The organism is Curtobacterium sp. PhB115 (assembly GCF_003752025.1).
Classification (GTDB): Bacteria; Actinomycetota; Actinomycetes; order Actinomycetales; family Microbacteriaceae; genus Curtobacterium.
The window spans coordinates 1-16,014 of record NZ_RJKR01000007.1 but is presented as its reverse complement, the minus strand read 5'-3'; the positions used below and the strand labels follow the sequence as shown (position 1 = coordinate 16,014).

The following is a 16,014-nucleotide window of genomic DNA, read 5'->3' as shown; positions in this document are numbered from 1 at the left end:
GCGGGTCGCACAGCGCACGGAACCTCGCACCGTGGCGCCGACGGGCTCCGCGCCTCGCACCGTGCGAGGCCACGCACGGCTCCGCACCCCGCACCTCGCACCGTGCGACGGCACGGCCCCACACGGCCCCGCACCGTGCGAGGGCACGTGCGTCAGACCGGCGCGGGCAACCCGAGCAGCAGCCGGATGTCGCGGTCGTCCTGCCGCATCTGTTCGGCGAGCTCGTCCATCGATCCGAACTTCACCATGCCGCGCACGTAGGACACGAACAGCACCGAGATGCGGTCGCCGTACAGGTCGATGTCGACGTCGAGCAGGTGCGCCTCGATCTGCTTGGCGGGCACGCCCTCGAACGTCGGGTTGTTGCCCACAGACACCGCGGCGGGGTACACCGTGCCCTCGTGGAGCACCCGGGCCGCGTACACGCCATCGGCGGGGACGAAGCCCTCGATCGCGGGGTCGAGGTTCGCCGTCGGGTAGCCCATCGCCCGCCCGCGCTGGTTGCCGTGCACCACGGTGCTGCGGACGGCGTGCTCCCGGCCGAGGAGCCGTGCGGCCTCTGCCACCCGCCCGTCGCCGAGGAGCTCGCGGATCCACGTGGAGGAGACCCGGCGTTCGCCGTCGGGCCGGACGTCGTCCACCAGGTCCACGTCGTCGATGAGCTCGACCGTGAAGCCGTGGACCTGTCCGAGCTGGCGGAGGAGTGCGACGTCGCCGGCACCCTTCGCGCCGAACCGGAAGTCGCTGCCGACGAACACGAGCCGGGCGTGCAGGGTGTCGACGAGGATCTCGGACACGAAGGTCTCGGGCGACTTCGACTGCAGGTCCTCGTCGAAGCACAGCAGCAGGGTGGCGTCGACCCCGACGTCCTCGAGGAGCTCGCGACGCTGCGCGATGCTCGTGAGGGCCGGCGGCACGTGCTGCGGGTCGATGACGTTGAGCGGGTGCCGGTCGAAGGTGACCACCGTCGAGACGAGGCCCTGCTCCTGCGCGGCGCGCTCGAGGTGGGCGATCACGGCGCGGTGCCCGACGTGGACGCCGTCGAACTTGCCGATCGTCACGGCACTGGGACCGAAGCCCTGAGCCACGTCGGCGATCTCGTCGTAGTACTGCACGGGGACTCCTACTCGCCCGCCGGAACGGTGGTCGAGGCGGTCGTCGAACCGGCCGTCGAACCGGCCGTCGTACCGACAGCCGGCGCAGCCGCGGTGCGGTGGTGCTTGCGGAGCCACCAGAGCCCGGCGATCGGCAGCACGAGCGGCGCGAAGGCGTAGCCCATGCCGTAGTACGACCAGATGGTGTCGTCGGGGAACAGCTGCCGGTCGATGAGCGAGAGCGTCCCGATGACGAGCACCCCGGTCATCTCGAAGACGATCGTGACGCAGGCCACGCGGTACCAGGCCCGGCCGGGGACGATGAGCGCGATCATCGCGACGATGTAGACGACGGCCGCGATCGCGCTGACGGTGTAGGCGAACGGCGCGAAGGAGAACTTCTCGATGATCTGGACGACGCTCCGGCCCGTCGCCGCCAGGGCGAGGATGCCGTACACGGCGATGAGGACGCGGCCGATGCCGGTCGCGAGTGAAGATCTGGTCGCCATTGCACCGATTCTACCGATGTGCGGGGGCGAGCATGACCTCCGGCGTCAGTTCAGCGCGAACCAGATCTGGTACATCCGGTAGATCATCACCGCGACGGTGAAGGCGCCGGCCCCGAGCACGACGGTGCTCCACCGCGTGCGGTCGATGAGCGCCCAGACGATGGTCGCCGGCGGGACGAGCAGGACCGACACCGCGTACACGCCGAACTCGAGCGCGTTGCCGTCCGGCGGGCTGCCGGTCGCGGGCAGCACGATGGAGATGACGCCCTGCGCCAGCAGCAGGAGCTCGACGAGGACGAGGGACCCGACGGTGTAGTCGTTGGGCTTCCAGCCGATGAACCCGACTACGACCGCGAAGAGCCCGGCGAGCACGGCGACGACGAGCTGCACCCACATGAACCACTCGATCACGCGCGGACCTCCGTCGGCGCCGGGAAGTTGGTGATGACCCGCAGCAGTCCGCGCCGGACCGAGACCAGCCCGACGAGCCGGTCGTCGTCGACGGCCACGGCGGCGACGGGACCGTCGGAGTCGGGGTGGTCGGCTGCGACGCGCTTGCCGTCGGTCAGGTCCTTCGCCGCAGCGGCGTCGAGCGAGACCGACGAGAACAGTCGGCGGGCGACGTCCGCCGGTCGGGCGAGTGCCGCACGGACGTCGACGTCGTCGTCCTCGAGGTCGATGGCGTCCTGCACGTCGAACGGGCCGACCTCGGTCCGCCGGAGCGCGGTGAGGTGCGCACCGGTGCCGAGGGTGGCGCCGACGTCACGGGCGAGCGCACGGACGTACGTGCCGGAGGAGCAGGTGACCACGACGTCGAGGTCGACCACCTGGACCTCGGCGCCGTCCACCGAGACGGTCCGGTCGTTCCGGCCGGTCACGTCGAAGCGGGAGATCGTGACGGAGCGCGACTTCAGCTCCACCGTCTCGCCCTTCCGCGCGAGGTCGTACGCACGACGACCGTCGACCTTGATGGCGCTGACCGTCGAGGGCACCTGGTCGATCTGCCCGCGCTGCAGGGCGACGGCCGACTCGACGGCGGCGTCCGAGACGTCCGCGCCCGTGACGCCGAGCGCGGCGGTGGGTGTGCCGTCCGCGTCGTCGGAGTCGGTCGCGACGCCGAGCCGCATCGTCGCGGTGTAGGTCTTGCCGAGGCCGACCAGGTGCGTGAGCAGGCGGGTCGACGGGCCGATGCCGAGCAGCAGCAGGCCGGTGGCCATCGGGTCGAGCGTGCCCGCGTGACCGACCTTCTTCAGGCCGAGTCGCCGGCGGGCGATGGAGACCACGCGGTGGCTGGAGATCCCCTGCGGTTTGTCGACGAGGAGGATGCCGTCCGGCGCGGTTTCGAGCACCAGAGGAGATTACCAGCGCTCGTCAGCAGGCGTCGTTCCACTCGCGTCGCGGGTGCTCGGGATCGGTGACGTCGAGGACGGCGGAGGCGGCGATCTTCACGTCGGCGCGGCGTTCGAGCCGGCCGGTCTCCTGCTCGACCCAGAGCGACCAGCGCCAGAGCCCGCGGACACCCGGCGCGAGGAGCCCGTGCCCGTGCACCACGAGCACGCCGTCGCCCGCACCGGTCGTCCGGAACGGCGTGACGAGGTCGGAACGCAGCGTGTCGGCGTCACCCGAGGGTGCCGCGGCGGCCATCGCGGACACCCCGTGCTGCTCGAAGCCGGCGACGAGCGCGGCGGCGACGTGTTCGAGGTCGGTGCCGACTTGACCGTCGATGCCGATCACGGTGCGGTTGGTGCCGACCTGCGCGATCGCCTCTGCAGCGATCGCAGCCATGGTGTCGGTCTCTTCGGGTGCCCAGCGTGCCATGTGTCCACCGTAGGCTGTCGTGGTGAACGCGAGTCGGGCCTCCAGGCAGAATGTGGACAACCCGGCCACGCGACGCGGTGTGGAGGAACCGGCCACGCCGGGACGACCCGACGCGCCGGCCCGCGATCTCGCAACCCCCTTGATCGCCTGGTTCCGTCAGGAAGCCCGCGACCTGCCGTGGCGCCGACCCGGCTTCCCCGCGTGGGGAACGCTGGTCAGCGAGATCATGCTGCAGCAGACGCAGGTCGCGCGCGTGATCCCCCGCCTGGAGGCATGGCTCACCCGTTGGCCGACGCCTCGCGACCTCGCGGACTCACCTCCGTCGGACGCGGTGCGTGCCTGGGACCGGCTCGGCTACCCGAGACGGGCGCTCGCGCTGCACGCGGCGGCGACCGCGATCTCGACCGAGCACGACAACGTCGTGCCGCGCGACGTCGACGCGCTCCTCGCGCTGCCCGGCATCGGCGACTACACCGCCCGCGCGGTCGCGGTCTTCGCGTACGGCGACCGGCACCCGGTGGTGGACGTCAACGTCCGCCGGGTGCTCGCACGGGCACTCCTCGGCCAGGGCGAGCCCGGACCGGCGAAGGCCAAGCAGGACCTGCCCCTGATGGAGTCGGTACTGCCGGTCGACCGCGACGACGCGGCGGCGACGAACGCCGCCGTGATGGAACTCGGTGCGCTCGTCTGCGTCGCCCGCTCCCCCGCGTGCGACGCCTGCCCCATCGCCGACCGGTGCGCCTGGCGCGCAGCGGGCTACCCGGAGCACGACGGCCCTCGGGCGCCACGGCAGGCGAAGTTCGCAGGCAGTGACCGGCAGGTGCGCGGCCTCATCATGGCCGAGCTCCGCGCGAGCGACGTCCCGGTGATGCGGTCCGAGATCGATCCGGTCTGGCCGGACGCGGAACAACGGGAGCGGGCGCTCGCGTCGCTCCTGCGCGACGGCCTGGCCGTCGGGGACGACGCGAGCGGCTACCAGCTCCCCGAGGGGTAGGCCCGGCGCGGACGCTGGGTGCTAGGCCCGGGCTTCGGCGTCCTCGTCGTCGTCCGACTCCTCGTCTTCGTCCCGCTTGTAGGGGTCGGCGTCGCCGGCGTAGGTCGCGCCGACCGACGCCGCACGGACCTGCTCATCGCGGATCTGCGCCTGCACCAGCAGGTCCTCCATGTGCGCGGAGGTCTCCGGCAGCGCGTCGGCGATGAACTCGAGTGACGGGGTCAACCGCGCCGTGATGTTCTTGCCGACCTCGGTGCGGAGCATGCCGGTCGCGGCCTTGAGCGCAGCGGCCGAGTCGGCGCGCTCCTCGTCGGTGCCGTACACGGTGTAGAAGACCGAAGCGTGCTGCAGGTCGCCCGTCACACGGACGTCCGTGATCGTCACGAACCCGAGACGCGGGTCGCGGAGACCCTTGTCGAGTCGACGTGCGACGACTTCCTTGATGCGGTCCGCCATCTTGCGTGCGCGCTGCGGATCGGCCATGGGTGCCTCCTGAGGCAGTGGCGGGACGCTTCCCGCCGGTGGTTCTTCGTGGAAAGGGGACGGGCCCCGACCTCCCACCAGGGGAGGCCGGGGCCCACCTGGACTCGCACCTCCCGCAGAGGGAGGCCGGGGCCCAGGGTAGTCACACGATCAGTCGCGCGGCTTCTCGACGAGTTCGGTCGTCTCGACCTCGTCGCCGATCTGGATGTCGTTGAACTTGCCCAGACCGATACCGGCTTCGAAGTCCGTGCGGACCTCGGTGACGTCGTCCTTGAAGCGACGCAGCGACTCGATGGCCAGGCCATCGGCGATCACCACACCCTCGCGGATGACGCGCGCCTTGGCGTTGCGCGTGATCGTGCCGGAGCGGACGATGACACCCGCGATGTTGCCGAACTTCGAGGAACGGAACACCTCGCGGATCTCGGCGACACCCGACTGGACCTCTTCGTACTCGGGCTTGAGCATGCCCTTGAGGGACTGCTCGATGTCGTCGAGTGCGTTGTAGATGACCGAGTAGAAGCGCACGTCGATGCCTTCGCGCGCCGCACGCTCACGGGCCTTGACGTCCGGACGGACGTTGAAGCCGATGACGATGGCGTTGTCGATCGTGGCGAGGTCGATGTCCGACTCGGTGATCGCGCCGACACCGCGGTGCAGGATGCGGAGCTGGACGCTGTCGTCGACCTCGATGTCCAGGAGCGACTGCTCGAGTGCCTCGACGGCACCGGAGACGTCACCCTTGATGATGAGGTTGAGCGACTCGACCTTGCCCTCTTCGAGAGCACGGGTGAAGTCCTCGAGCGAGATGCGCTTGCGGGACTTCGCCAGCAGGGCGTTGCGCTCGGCGGCTTCACGCTTCTCAGCGATCTGACGAGCCGTACGGTCCTCTTCGGTGACGAGGAACGTGTCACCGGCGCGGGGCACCGAGGACAGACCCTGCACCTGGACCGGGCGGCTCGGCGTCGCGGCCTTGACCGCGACCCCGTTCTCGTCCGTCATCGCACGGACACGGCCGTAGGCCGTCCCCGCCACGATGGCGTCACCGATGTGGAGCGTGCCGGACTGGATGAGGACCGTGGCGACTGCACCGCGACCCTTGTCGAGCCGGGCTTCGATCGCGACGCCTCGAGCGTCCTTGTCGGGGTTGGCGCGCAGGTCGAGACCGGCGTCCGCGGTGAGCAGCACGGCGTCCAGGAGCTCCTGGATGCCGATGTTCTGCCGCGCCGACACGTCGACGAACATGACGTCGCCGCCGTACTCCTCAGCCACCAGGTTGTACTCGGTGAGCTGCTGGCGGACCTTGGCCGGGTTCGCGCCTTCCTTGTCGATCTTGTTGACCGCGACGACGATCGGCACACCGGCCGACTGCGCGTGGTTCAACGCCTCGATGGTCTGCGGCATGATGCCGTCGTCCGCCGCGACCACGAGGATCGCGATGTCCGTCACCTGGGCACCGCGAGCACGCATGGCCGTGAAGGCCTCGTGACCCGGGGTGTCGATGAAGGTGATCGGGCGGTCGACGCCCTCGTGCTGCGCGACGATCTGGTAGGCACCGATGTGCTGGGTGATGCCACCGGCTTCACCCTCGACGACCTTCGAGTTGCGGATCGCGTCGAGCAGTCGGGTCTTGCCGTGGTCGACGTGACCCATGACCGTGACGACCGGGGGACGCTGCTGCAGGACGGAGTCGTCCTCGTCGGCGTACTCGGCGTCGATGTCGATGTCGAAGCCCTCGAGGAGCTCCTTGTCCTCGTCCTCCGGGGAGACGATCTGGATCTTGTAACCCAGCTCCTCGCCCAGGACCTCGAACGTGGCCTCGTCCAGCGACTCGGTCGCGGTCGCCATCTCACCGAGGTGGAACAGCACCGTCACGAGGTTGCCGGGCATGGCGTCGATCTTGTCCGCGAAGTCCGAGATGCTCGCACCACGACGGAGTCGGACGACCGTGTTGCCGTCGCCACGAGGGACCTGCACACCGCCGAGCGACGGGGCCTGACGCATCTCGTACTCGGCGCGCTTCGTCCGCTTCGACTTGCGGGCACGGCTCTTGCCGCCACCGCGACCGAACGCACCAGCGGTACCGCCACCGGGGCCACGACCGCGGCCACCGCCACCGGCGGGACGCGGGCCGCTGAAGGCCGGACGCGGGAAGCCGCCACCGGCACCGCCGCCGGCACCCGGACGAGCACCGGGGCCGCCACGGCCGCCGCCACCCTGACCCGGGCGCTGCCCGAAGCCGTTGGGACGGTTGCCCTGACCGGGACCACCCGGACGCGGAGCACCCGGACGCGGCGTACCCGGACGCGGGGGCTGCGGACGCGGGATCCCGGCGCCACCAGCACCACCGGCACCGCCAGCGGGACGCTGGCCCATGCCCTGGTTGGAGGAGTACGGGTTGTTGCCGGGGCGCGGCGGGCGCGAGCCCATGCCCTGGTTCGACGAGTACGGGTTGTTGCCCGGACGTGCACCGGGCTTGGGGCCGCCCGGCTTCGGGCCGGCCGCGGCGGGGCGCGGGTTGGTACCCGGCTTCACCGCGTCGGTCTTCGGCGCGGAGTCCGTGGACTCTGCGGCCTGCTCTGCTGCCTGCTTCTCGGCGCGCGCCTTCTGCGCGGCCTCGGCCTCGGCCTGTCGCTGGGCGACGGACTTCGGTGCAGCCGGTGCCGGGACGTCGGCTGCGGGTGCAGCCGGTGCCTCGGGCTCGGGAGCGGGTGCCGGACGAGCCGGGCCGGGGCGGGGGCCACCGGGCTTGGGCGCGCTGGACTTGGGGGCACTGGCCTTGGCCGGTGTGCTCGGCGCTGCGGCCGAGGCGGCGGGCTTCGACGCGGGGACGCCGTCTGCCTGCAGGGCGGCACGGAGCTTCCGTGCCACGGGGGGCTCGATGCTCGAGCTGGCACCCCGGACGAACTCGCCGAGCTCCTTGAGCTTCTCGAGTGCGGTCTTGCTGTCGACGCCGAGTTCGCTTGCGATCTCGTGTACGCGTGGTTTAGCCACTGTTCTCCTTCACGGGTCCCACCCCGTAAAGGGCAGGACTCAATGGATGACGGGTCTCATTTCGAGCCGCTCATCAGTTGTCCATAAGCCGTTCAGCCTGTTCTGTCATGTCCGGGCGCTCGGTCGTGGTCTCTGGGAGACCGACGATGTGGTCGAGCACCGCGGACGTGTCGGGATCGCGATCCAGCCGGAGTGCACGGCGGAAAGCCCTGCGCTTGACGGCCAGGTCGTAGGCATCGACGGTCGGTGTGAGCCATGCTCCCCGGCCCGGCATGACTGCCTTCGGATCCGCCACGACACGGCCATCGCTCAGGGCGACGACTCGGAGGAGTGAGGATCGGGAAGCGCGACGACGACTGCCGATGCACGTTCTGACGGGAACCACTCTACTCCTTGCCTCGGACGACCGCGATCCGGCGCGCCCTTCGGGGCACGCCGGAGGCGAAATCGCCTAGTCCTCGCCGTCCAGGATCGAGTCCGGCTGGATGTCGATCCGGGCGCCGGTGAGCTTCGCGGCGAGGCGGGCGTTCTGCCCTTCCTTGCCGATCGCGAGCGACAGCTGGTAGTCCGGCACCAGGGCGCGGACGGCCTTCGTCGAGGCGTCGAGCACGAACGCGCTCGTCACCTTCGCCGGCGACAGGGCGCTCGCGACGAACGACGCAAGGTCGGACGACCAGTCGACGATGTCGATCTTCTCGGCACCGAGTTCGTTCGTGACGGCACGGACACGCGCGCCGAGCTCGCCGATGCACGCACCCTTCGCGTTGACGCCGGGCTCGTTCGCCTTGACCGCGATCTTCGTGCGGTGACCGGCCTCGCGCGCGAGCGAGGTGATCTCCACCACGCCGGACGCGATCTCCGGGACCTCGAGCGCGAAGAGCTTCCGGACCAGGCCCGGGTGCGTCCGCGACACGGTGATCTGCGGGCCCTTGTTGCCGCGGGCGACGCTCGTCACGTAGACACGGATACGGGAACCGTGCGCGTAGGTCTCCCCCGGCACCTGCTCTTCAGGAGGCAGGATCGCCTCGATCGAACCGAGGTCGACGTGCACCATCTTCGGGTTCGGTCCCTGCTGGACGATGCCCGCGACGATGTCGCCTTCCTTGCCGCGGAACTCGCCGAGGATCTTGTCGTCCCCGATGTCGCGCAGGCGCTGGTTGATGACCTGCTTCGCCGCGAAGGCAGCGATCCGGCCGAAGTCGCTCGGCTGGTCGACGGCTTCACCGATGACGGTGCCCTCGTCGTCGCGCTCGGGGACGTAGACGCTGACCTCGCCCGACTTGCGGTCGAGTTCGACGCGGGACTGGGCGTCGGCCGGCTCACCGTTCTCGTCGGTGTGCTTGTGGTAGGCGGTCAGGATGGCAGATTCGATGATCTGGACCAGTTCGTCGAACGGGATCTCCCGCTCGCGCTCCATGAGTCGCAGGACTGCGAGATCGATCTTCACCGAGGTGCCTCCGTATTCAGATGAGTCGCTCCTGCGGATGGAACTGCGCAGAAGTCGGCCACAAGGGTACCGCACTGCGGCTCTCGGACCGGAGCGGAGACGGACGGGAGGCCCGTGGCGGTGTCGCCACGGGCCTCCCGTCCGTCAGGTGGTCGCGTCCAGGACGCGACCCGCTAGATCGCGCGGACCGCGTCGAGCAGTTCGGCGACCGGCACGTCACGGCGTTCGCCGCTCGCGCGGTTCCACAGCTCGACGACGCCGTCGGCGGCACCACGGCCGGCGACGACGACGATCGGCATGCCGAGGAGCTCGGCGTCGCGGAGCTTCACACCGGGCGAGACCTTCGGGCGGTCGTCGTACAGCACGTCGAACCGCTCGCCCTCGAGCTCGGCGACGATCGACGTCGCCAGTTCGTACGCGACCTGGTCACGGCCCGTGGCGACGATGTGCACGTCGAACGGCGCGACGTTCTTCGGCCAAGCCAGGCCCTTCTCGTCGTTGTGCGCCTCGGCCAGGATCGCGAGGATGCGCGTCACGCCGATGCCGTACGAGCCCATCGTGACCGTCGCGAGCTTGCCGTTCTCGTCCTGCACCTTGAGCCCGAGGGCTTCGGCGTACTTGCGGCCGAGCTGGAAGACGTGGCCGATCTCCATGCCGCGCGCGGTCTCGAGGGGCCCGGAGCCGTCGGGAGCAGGGTCCCCCGCACGGACGTCGGAGACCTCGGCGACGCCGTCGGCCACGAAGTCACGACCGGCGACGAGGCCGGACACGTGCACGCCGCGCTCGTTCGCGCCGGTGACCCAGCTCGTACCGTCGACCACGCGGGGGTCGACGAAGTAGCGGATGCCGGTGGCGCTCTCGGCACCGAGTACCTGCGGGCCGATGTAGCCCTTGACCAGGCCCTTGTGCTTCTTGAAGTCGTCGTCGCCAGCGGGCTCGACCTCGGCCGGAGCGAACGCGACCTCGGCGCGCTTCAGGTCGACGTCGCGGTCGCCGGGGAGTCCGACGACGACGACCTCACGGGTGCCGTCGAGGTGGGTCAGCGCGAGCACGACGTTCTTCAGCGTGTCCGCAGCGGTCCACGGGGCGCCGTCGCGCGGCGCGACCTCGTTGGCGTGGGCGACGAGCGTGTCGATCGTCGGGGTGTCCGCGGCGGGGAGCAGCACGGCGTCTGGCTGCCCTTCGATCGGCCGGGACTCGGGCACCGGCGTGACGTATGCCTCGACGTTGGCCGCGTAGCCGTTCGCGCTGCGGACGAAGGTGTCCTCGCCGACGGCGATCGGGTGCAGGAACTCCTCCGACTTGGAGCCGCCCATGGCTCCGGCGTCCGCCTTGACGATGACGTACTCGAGGCCGAGCCGCGCGAAGATCTTCTCGTAGGCGTCCCGCATCACCTGGTAGCTGCGCTCGAGCCCCTCGTCGGTGAGGTCGAACGAGTACGCGTCCTTCATCGTGAACTCGCGGCCGCGCAGGAGCCCGGCGCGGGGACGGGCCTCGTCGCGGTACTTGTCCTGGATCTGGAACAGCGTGACGGGGAGGTCCTTGTACGACGAGTACAGGTCCTTCACCAGGAGCGCGAACATCTCTTCGTGCGTGGGGGCGAGCAGGTAGTCGGAGCCCTTGCGGTCCTGCAGACGGAACATGCCGTCGCCGTACTCGGTCCAACGGTTCGTCGCCTCGTACGGCTCTCGGGGCAGGAGCGCGGGCAGCAGGACCTCCTGCGCGCCGGCGGCCACCATCTCGTCGCGGATGATGCCCTCGATCTTGGCGCGCACCCGGAGACCGAGCGGCAGCCAGGCGAAGATCCCCGGCGACTGGCGACGGACGTACCCGGCGCGGACGAGCAGCTTGTGGCTCGTCACCTCGGCGTCGGAGGGGTCGTCGCGGAGCGTACGGAGGAACAGATGCGAAAGCCGTGTGACCACGGGGCCAGCCTAGCGGCGTGCGCGCACCGCGGGCGGCGCTCGCACCGTGCGAGGTCCCGGGCGAACGGTGCGGGGTCCCTGGCGAACGGTGCGAGGTTGCGTACTCGGTGCGGGGCAGGGAGACTCGCACCGAGTACGGAACCTCGCACGGGAGCGCAGCGCGCCGAGACCGCCTCGCACGGTGCGAGGGGTGTACTCGCGCTACGGGGTGGTGATGACCTCGGGGCTGCCGAGCGCGGCCTCCGGCCCCATCTCGTCGGCGATGCGGTTCGCCTCGGCGATGAGGGTCTGCACGATCTCGTGCTCCGGCACCGTCTTGACGACCTTGCCCTTCACGAAGATCTGGCCCTTGCCGTTGCCCGACGCCACGCCGAGGTCGGCCTCGCGCGCCTCGCCCGGGCCGTTCACGACGCAGCCCATGACGGCGACGCGCAGGGGGACGGACATGCCCTCGAGCCCCTTGGTGACGTCGTTCGCCAGCTGGTAGACGTCGACCTGGGCCCGGCCGCAGCTCGGGCACGAGACGATCTCGAGCTTGCGTTCGCGGAGGTTGAGCGACTGCAGAATCTGCAGGCCGACCTTCACCTCTTGCGCGGGCGGCGCGGACAGGGACACGCGGATGGTGTCGCCGATCCCCTCGGCCAGCAGGATGCCGAACGCGGTGGCGCTCTTGATGGTGCCCTGGAACTCGGGACCGGCCTCGGTCACACCGAGGTGCAGCGGCCAGTCACCGGCGGCGGCGAGCTGTCGGTAGGCCTTGACCATGACGATCGGGTCGTTGTGCTTGACCGAGATCTTGAAGTCGTGGAAGTCGTGCTCCTCGAACAGGCTGGCTTCCCACACGGCGGACTCGACGAGCGCCTCGGGTGTGGCCTTGCCGTACTTCTGCAGCAGGCTCGGCTCGAGCGACCCGGCGTTGACGCCGATGCGGAGCGACACGCCTGCGGCCTTCGCCGCGGCGGCGATCGCACCGACCTGGTCGTCGAACTTGCGGATGTTGCCCGGGTTCACGCGGACCGCGGCACAGCCGGCGTCGATCGCCTGGAACACGTACTTCGGCTGGAAGTGGATGTCGGCGATGACCGGGATCTGCGACTTCTTCGCGATGATCGGCAGCGCGTCGGCGTCTTCCTGCGTCGGCACGGCGACCCGGACGATGTCGCAGCCCGAGGCCGTGAGCTCGGCGATCTGCTGCAGCGTCGCGTTGATGTTCGTCGTCGGGGTCGTGGTCATCGACTGGACGGACACCGGAGCATCGCCGCCCACGAGCACCTTGCCGACCCGGATCTGGCGCGACTTGCGTCGGGGGGCGAGGGTTTCGGGCGACTTGGGCATACCGAGGTTCACAGCGGGCACGTGAGCACTCTACGCGCTCGCTCCGAGCGTCCCGGCCCGGTCACACCGGACGTTCAGAGCCGAGCGGCGCTGTCCACCACGGTGATGAGCGGCGCGTACAGTCGCATCGCGTCGAGCGCCCGCTCGTGGTCCGCGTCGCTCGCCCCGGCGCAGGCGTCCGCGACGACCGTCACGGTCGCTCCGGCGTCCGCCGCCGCCAGGGCGGTCGACAGCACGCAGCAGTCGGTCGACACCCCCGTGAGCACCAGGTGCGGGTGGTCACCGACGACTGCCTGGAGGCCCGTCCCCCACTTGCCGAACGTCGGCTCGGTCACGACGGGGTCGTTCCGGTCCCCTGCCGCACTCGCGAAGGGCTCGGTCAGCGCGTACAGCGGGTCGGCGTCCGGCACGAGGGCGAAGGGCCATTCGCGGTAGTACGGCACCCAGGCGCCCTGCGGGCGCTGGGGCGCGACGAACCGGGTGAACACCGTGCGTCCGGTGAACCGGGGCAGCAGGCGTTCGATACCGACCCCGGCGTGGTCGTACCGCGGCGCCGCCCACGGAGACTCCCCCGTGAAGACCTGCTGCATGTCGATGACGACGAGCCAGGCGTCGTCGAGGACGCCCGTGCTCACCGCTGTGCTTCCTGGCGCCGGACGGAGCCCCGGGCGAACAGCAGGGTGCCGAGGAACCCGACGACGAGCGCGACCAGCACACCGAGGTTCGCGTAGGCCCAGGCGCCGTCGCGTCCGCCGAGCCCGAACGGCCCGAGCAGGTAGCCCTGCCACGACAGCCACGCCGGTGACGCCAGCGTGACGAGGCCCCACCCGAGCGCCGTGCCGACCGCGACCAGGGCGATCGCGCCCCACCGGACGTCGCCGTAGCGGCCGCGACGGTCGTCGAGCTCGCCTTCGGCGTAGGCCGTGCGCCGGAGCAGGACGTCCGCGACGAAGATGCCGGCCCAGGCGGCGATCGGGACGCCGAGGGTGATGAGGAACGCCTGGAACGGGCCGACGAAGTCCGTCGCGAAGAAGGCGATGTAGATCGCACCCGCCACCATGAACACGCCGTCCACCCCGGCGGCGACCGGCCGCGGGATCTTCACGCCGACGCTCAGCAGCGCGAGGCCCGACGAGTAGATGTCGAGCACCGCGCCGCCGACGAGCCCGAGGATCGCGACGAGGGCGAACGGGATGAGGAACCACACCGGCAGGATCGTGGTGAGCGCGCCGATCGGGTCGGCACCGATCGCCGCGCTCAGGTCCGGCGAGGACCCGGCGAGCAGGACACCGAAGACCACGAGGATCGCCGGTGCGAGGGCACCGCCGAAGGTCGTCCACCCGACGACTCCCCCGGTGGACGACGACCGCGGCAGGTACCGCGAGTAGTCGGCAGCGGCGTTCACCCAGCCCAGCCCGAAGCCGGTCATCACGAGCACGAGCGCACCGATGAACTGCTGGGCACTGCCCGTCGGCATCGCGGCGATCGCGGCGAAGTCGATGGACGGCACCGCGAGCACGACGTAGACGACCGTGAGCACAGCGGTGATGACCGTGATCCAGGTCTGCAGGCGCATGATCACGTCGAAGCCCGCGACGCCGGCACCGACCACGAGCGCGGCGACCACGACGAGGGCGACGACCTTCGTCAGCACCCCGCCGTCCCAGCCGAGCTCGGTGAACACCGTCGAGGTCGCGAGGACCGCCAGTGCGGCGAGGGCGGTCTCCCACCCGACGGTGAGGATCCAGCTGAGGAACGAGGGCACCCGGTTGCCGCGGACCCCGAAGGCCGCGCGGCTCAGCACCATCGTCGGCGCCGACCCCCGCTTGCCGGCGATCGCGACGACGCCGCACAGCAGGAACGAGAACACCACCCCGATGACCGAGACGACGGTGGCCTGCCAGAACGAGATGCCGAAGCCGACCACGAAGGACCCGTAGGCGATGCCGAGGACGGAGATGTTCGCCGCGAACCACGGCCAGAAGAGTCCCCGCGGGGTGCCCTTGCGGTCGGACTCGGCGATGACGTCGAGGCCCTGCCGTTCGACGGTGCGGACCTCGGGCGCGGCGGTGGTGGGCCCGGAGTTCGTGGGCGCTGTGCTCATCCGCTGAGCGTAGCGCCGCAGCGACTACCCGAACAGGTTCACGGGCCGCACGATGTCGGCGTAGATCAGCAGCGCGCTCATCCCCGCCAGCAGCACCACGACGACCATCGTGAGCGGCATCGTCTTCGCCAGGTCGATGGGGCCCGGGTCCGCCTTGCCGACGAGTTTGAAGGACCGTCGCTTGATCGCCTCCCACAGGGCGCCGGCGATGTGCCCGCCGTCGAGCGGCAGCAGCGGCACCATGTTCAGCACGAACAGGCCGATGTTCAGCGAGGCCAGCAGCCCGAGGATCGTGTACGCCTTGTCCACCACCGGCACACCGCTCATCGACGAGACCTCGCCGATCGCGCGGCCGACACCGACGACCGACACGGGGCTGTCCTGCGACCGCTCCTGCGCGCCGAACGCCGCGTTCCAGACGGCGACCAGGCGCTGCGGCAGGTCGATGATGAGGTGCGCCGACGCGGCGATCTGCGCACCCGTCGCGGGCAGGACCTCGGCCGGCGACTGCCGCACGAGCGACTGCCCGATGCTGACGCCGACGACACCGACCCGCTGGGTCTTCGTCGTGCCGTCGTCGTTCGTGACGACCTTGCCCTCGGCGTCGTAGACGTCGCGGGTGGCGGTCGTCGGGGTGATCTCGAGCGTCTTCCGGGCACCGTCACGCTCGACGACGACGGTCACCTGCTCGCCGGCCGACTTCTGGAAGACCTCGGAGACGCGCGCGATGGTCGGGTCCTGCTCACCGTTCACCGACAGCACGACGTCGCCCGACGCGATGCCGGCCTGCTTCGCCGGCGACTCCGCATCGCCCGAGGTGCACTCTGTCGTCTGGCTGGTCGGCAGGACGCAGTCGACGCTCGACGTGAACGTCGTGGTCGGCGACCCGAAGCCGCACAGCAGCACGCCGAACAGCACGATCCCGATCACCAGGTTCATCGCGGGTCCAGCGACCATCACGATGATGCGCTTCCACGGGGTGAGTCGGTAGAACGCGCGGGAGTCGTCGCCGCCGGAGTCTGCGATCTGCTCCGCGCTGGCCTGGCGGGCGTCCTGCACGAACGCGCCGTACATGCCGGTGTTCGTGATCGCACTCGGGCGGCCGGAGGCACGCGGCTTGAGCATGCCGACCATCGAGATGTAGCCGCCGAGCAGGATCGGGCGGATGCCGTACTCGGTCTCACCCCGCTTGAACGACCACATGGCCTTGCCGAACCCCAGCGAGTACTGCGTCACCTTGACGTTGAACAGCTTCGCGAAGGACAGGTGCCCCAGCTCGTGGAGTCCGATCGAGACCAGCAGGCCGATGAT

15 protein-coding genes are annotated in these 16,014 nt (G+C 70.4%); 1 reads left to right on the top strand and 14 read right to left on the bottom strand.

Features of this window, described 5'->3' with window-relative positions; translation table 11 throughout:
* Positions 1–152: 152 nt before the first annotated feature.
* Genes EDF19_RS09600 through EDF19_RS09580 form a run of 5 tightly spaced genes read right to left on the bottom strand, consistent with a single transcriptional unit; the run spans position 153 to position 3,421 of the window.
* Entirely contained in the window at positions 153–1,115 is a 963-nt protein-coding gene (locus EDF19_RS09600) for a bifunctional riboflavin kinase/FAD synthetase (protein WP_123680697.1), read from the bottom strand.
* Between the two features lie 8 nt (positions 1,116–1,123).
* Positions 1,124–1,603 carry a hypothetical protein gene (locus EDF19_RS09595; protein WP_260217072.1) on the bottom strand — a complete coding sequence of 160 codons (480 nt, stop codon included), beginning with the start codon at positions 1,601–1,603 and terminating at the stop codon, positions 1,124–1,126.
* Between the two features lie 45 nt (positions 1,604–1,648).
* Positions 1,649–2,014 carry a hypothetical protein gene (locus EDF19_RS09590; RefSeq protein WP_123680696.1) on the bottom strand — a complete coding sequence of 122 codons (366 nt, stop codon included), beginning with the start codon at positions 2,012–2,014 and terminating at the stop codon, positions 1,649–1,651.
* On the bottom strand, positions 2,011–2,952 hold the full coding sequence (gene truB, locus EDF19_RS09585; protein ID WP_123680695.1) for a tRNA pseudouridine(55) synthase TruB: 942 nt from the start codon (positions 2,950–2,952) through the stop codon (positions 2,011–2,013). Before truB ends, EDF19_RS09590 begins: the two co-directional genes overlap by 4 nt.
* A 22-nt stretch (positions 2,953–2,974) precedes the next feature.
* On the bottom strand, positions 2,975–3,421 hold the full coding sequence (locus EDF19_RS09580; RefSeq protein WP_123680694.1) for a hypothetical protein: 447 nt from the start codon (positions 3,419–3,421) through the stop codon (positions 2,975–2,977).
* Between the two features lie 139 nt (positions 3,422–3,560).
* Between EDF19_RS09580 and EDF19_RS09575 the strand changes: the two genes are divergently transcribed.
* Complete coding sequence (locus tag EDF19_RS09575; RefSeq protein WP_123680693.1) at positions 3,561–4,415, top strand: A/G-specific adenine glycosylase; 855 nt, start codon at positions 3,561–3,563, stop codon at positions 4,413–4,415.
* Positions 4,416–4,436: 21 nt separating this feature from the next.
* Here the strand turns inward: EDF19_RS09575 and rbfA are convergent, their stop codons facing one another.
* The 9 genes from rbfA to EDF19_RS09530 all read right to left on the bottom strand — a co-directional run.
* Entirely contained in the window at positions 4,437–4,898 is a 462-nt protein-coding gene (gene rbfA / locus EDF19_RS09570) for a 30S ribosome-binding factor RbfA (protein WP_123680692.1), read from the bottom strand.
* A 150-nt stretch (positions 4,899–5,048) separates the two neighbouring features.
* Entirely contained in the window at positions 5,049–7,892 is a 2,844-nt protein-coding gene (gene infB, locus EDF19_RS09565) for a translation initiation factor IF-2 (protein WP_123680691.1), read from the bottom strand.
* Positions 7,893–7,965: 73 nt separating this feature from the next.
* The gene (locus EDF19_RS09560) at positions 7,966–8,277 is read right to left on the bottom strand and encodes a YlxR family protein (RefSeq protein ID WP_123680690.1); all 312 of its coding nucleotides are present in this window, start codon (positions 8,275–8,277) and stop codon (positions 7,966–7,968) included.
* A 66-nt stretch (positions 8,278–8,343) separates the two neighbouring features.
* The gene (nusA, locus tag EDF19_RS09555; protein WP_123680689.1) at positions 8,344–9,339 is read right to left on the bottom strand and encodes a transcription termination factor NusA; all 996 of its coding nucleotides are present in this window, start codon (positions 9,337–9,339) and stop codon (positions 8,344–8,346) included.
* Positions 9,340–9,512: 173 nt separating this feature from the next.
* Positions 9,513–11,264, bottom strand: coding sequence for a proline--tRNA ligase (locus EDF19_RS09550; RefSeq protein ID WP_123680688.1), 1,752 nt, complete (start codon positions 11,262–11,264; stop codon positions 9,513–9,515).
* Between the two features lie 201 nt (positions 11,265–11,465).
* Positions 11,466–12,599, bottom strand: a complete 1,134-nt coding sequence (gene ispG, locus EDF19_RS09545) for a flavodoxin-dependent (E)-4-hydroxy-3-methylbut-2-enyl-diphosphate synthase (RefSeq protein WP_111083888.1) — start codon at positions 12,597–12,599, stop codon at positions 11,466–11,468.
* Between the two features lie 74 nt (positions 12,600–12,673).
* The gene (locus EDF19_RS09540) at positions 12,674–13,234 is read right to left on the bottom strand and encodes a cysteine hydrolase family protein (RefSeq protein ID WP_123294298.1); all 561 of its coding nucleotides are present in this window, start codon (positions 13,232–13,234) and stop codon (positions 12,674–12,676) included.
* Positions 13,231–14,703: a cytosine permease gene (locus EDF19_RS09535; RefSeq protein WP_123294297.1), complete on the bottom strand. Its 1,473-nt coding sequence runs from the start codon at positions 14,701–14,703 to the stop codon at positions 13,231–13,233. The genes EDF19_RS09540 and EDF19_RS09535 overlap by 4 nt, the downstream gene beginning before the upstream one ends.
* A gap of 24 nt (positions 14,704–14,727) precedes the next feature.
* Positions 14,728–16,014 (bottom strand): RIP metalloprotease (locus tag EDF19_RS09530; protein ID WP_260217070.1); only part of this gene is annotated, 1,287 nt, incomplete at its 5' end.

Coding starts and splice junctions, on each gene's coding strand:
- EDF19_RS09580 (WP_123680694.1), bottom strand. CDS start 3,421: ATGGCACGCTGGGCACCCGAAGAGACCGACACCATGGCTGCGATCGCT.
- EDF19_RS09595 (WP_260217072.1), bottom strand. CDS start 1,603: ATGGCGACCAGATCTTCACTCGCGACCGGCATCGGCCGCGTCCTCATC.
- EDF19_RS09535 (WP_123294297.1), bottom strand. CDS start 14,703: ATGAGCACAGCGCCCACGAACTCCGGGCCCACCACCGCCGCGCCCGAG.
- ispG (WP_111083888.1), bottom strand. CDS start 12,599: ATGCCCAAGTCGCCCGAAACCCTCGCCCCCCGACGCAAGTCGCGCCAG.
- rbfA (WP_123680692.1), bottom strand. CDS start 4,898: ATGGCCGATCCGCAGCGCGCACGCAAGATGGCGGACCGCATCAAGGAA.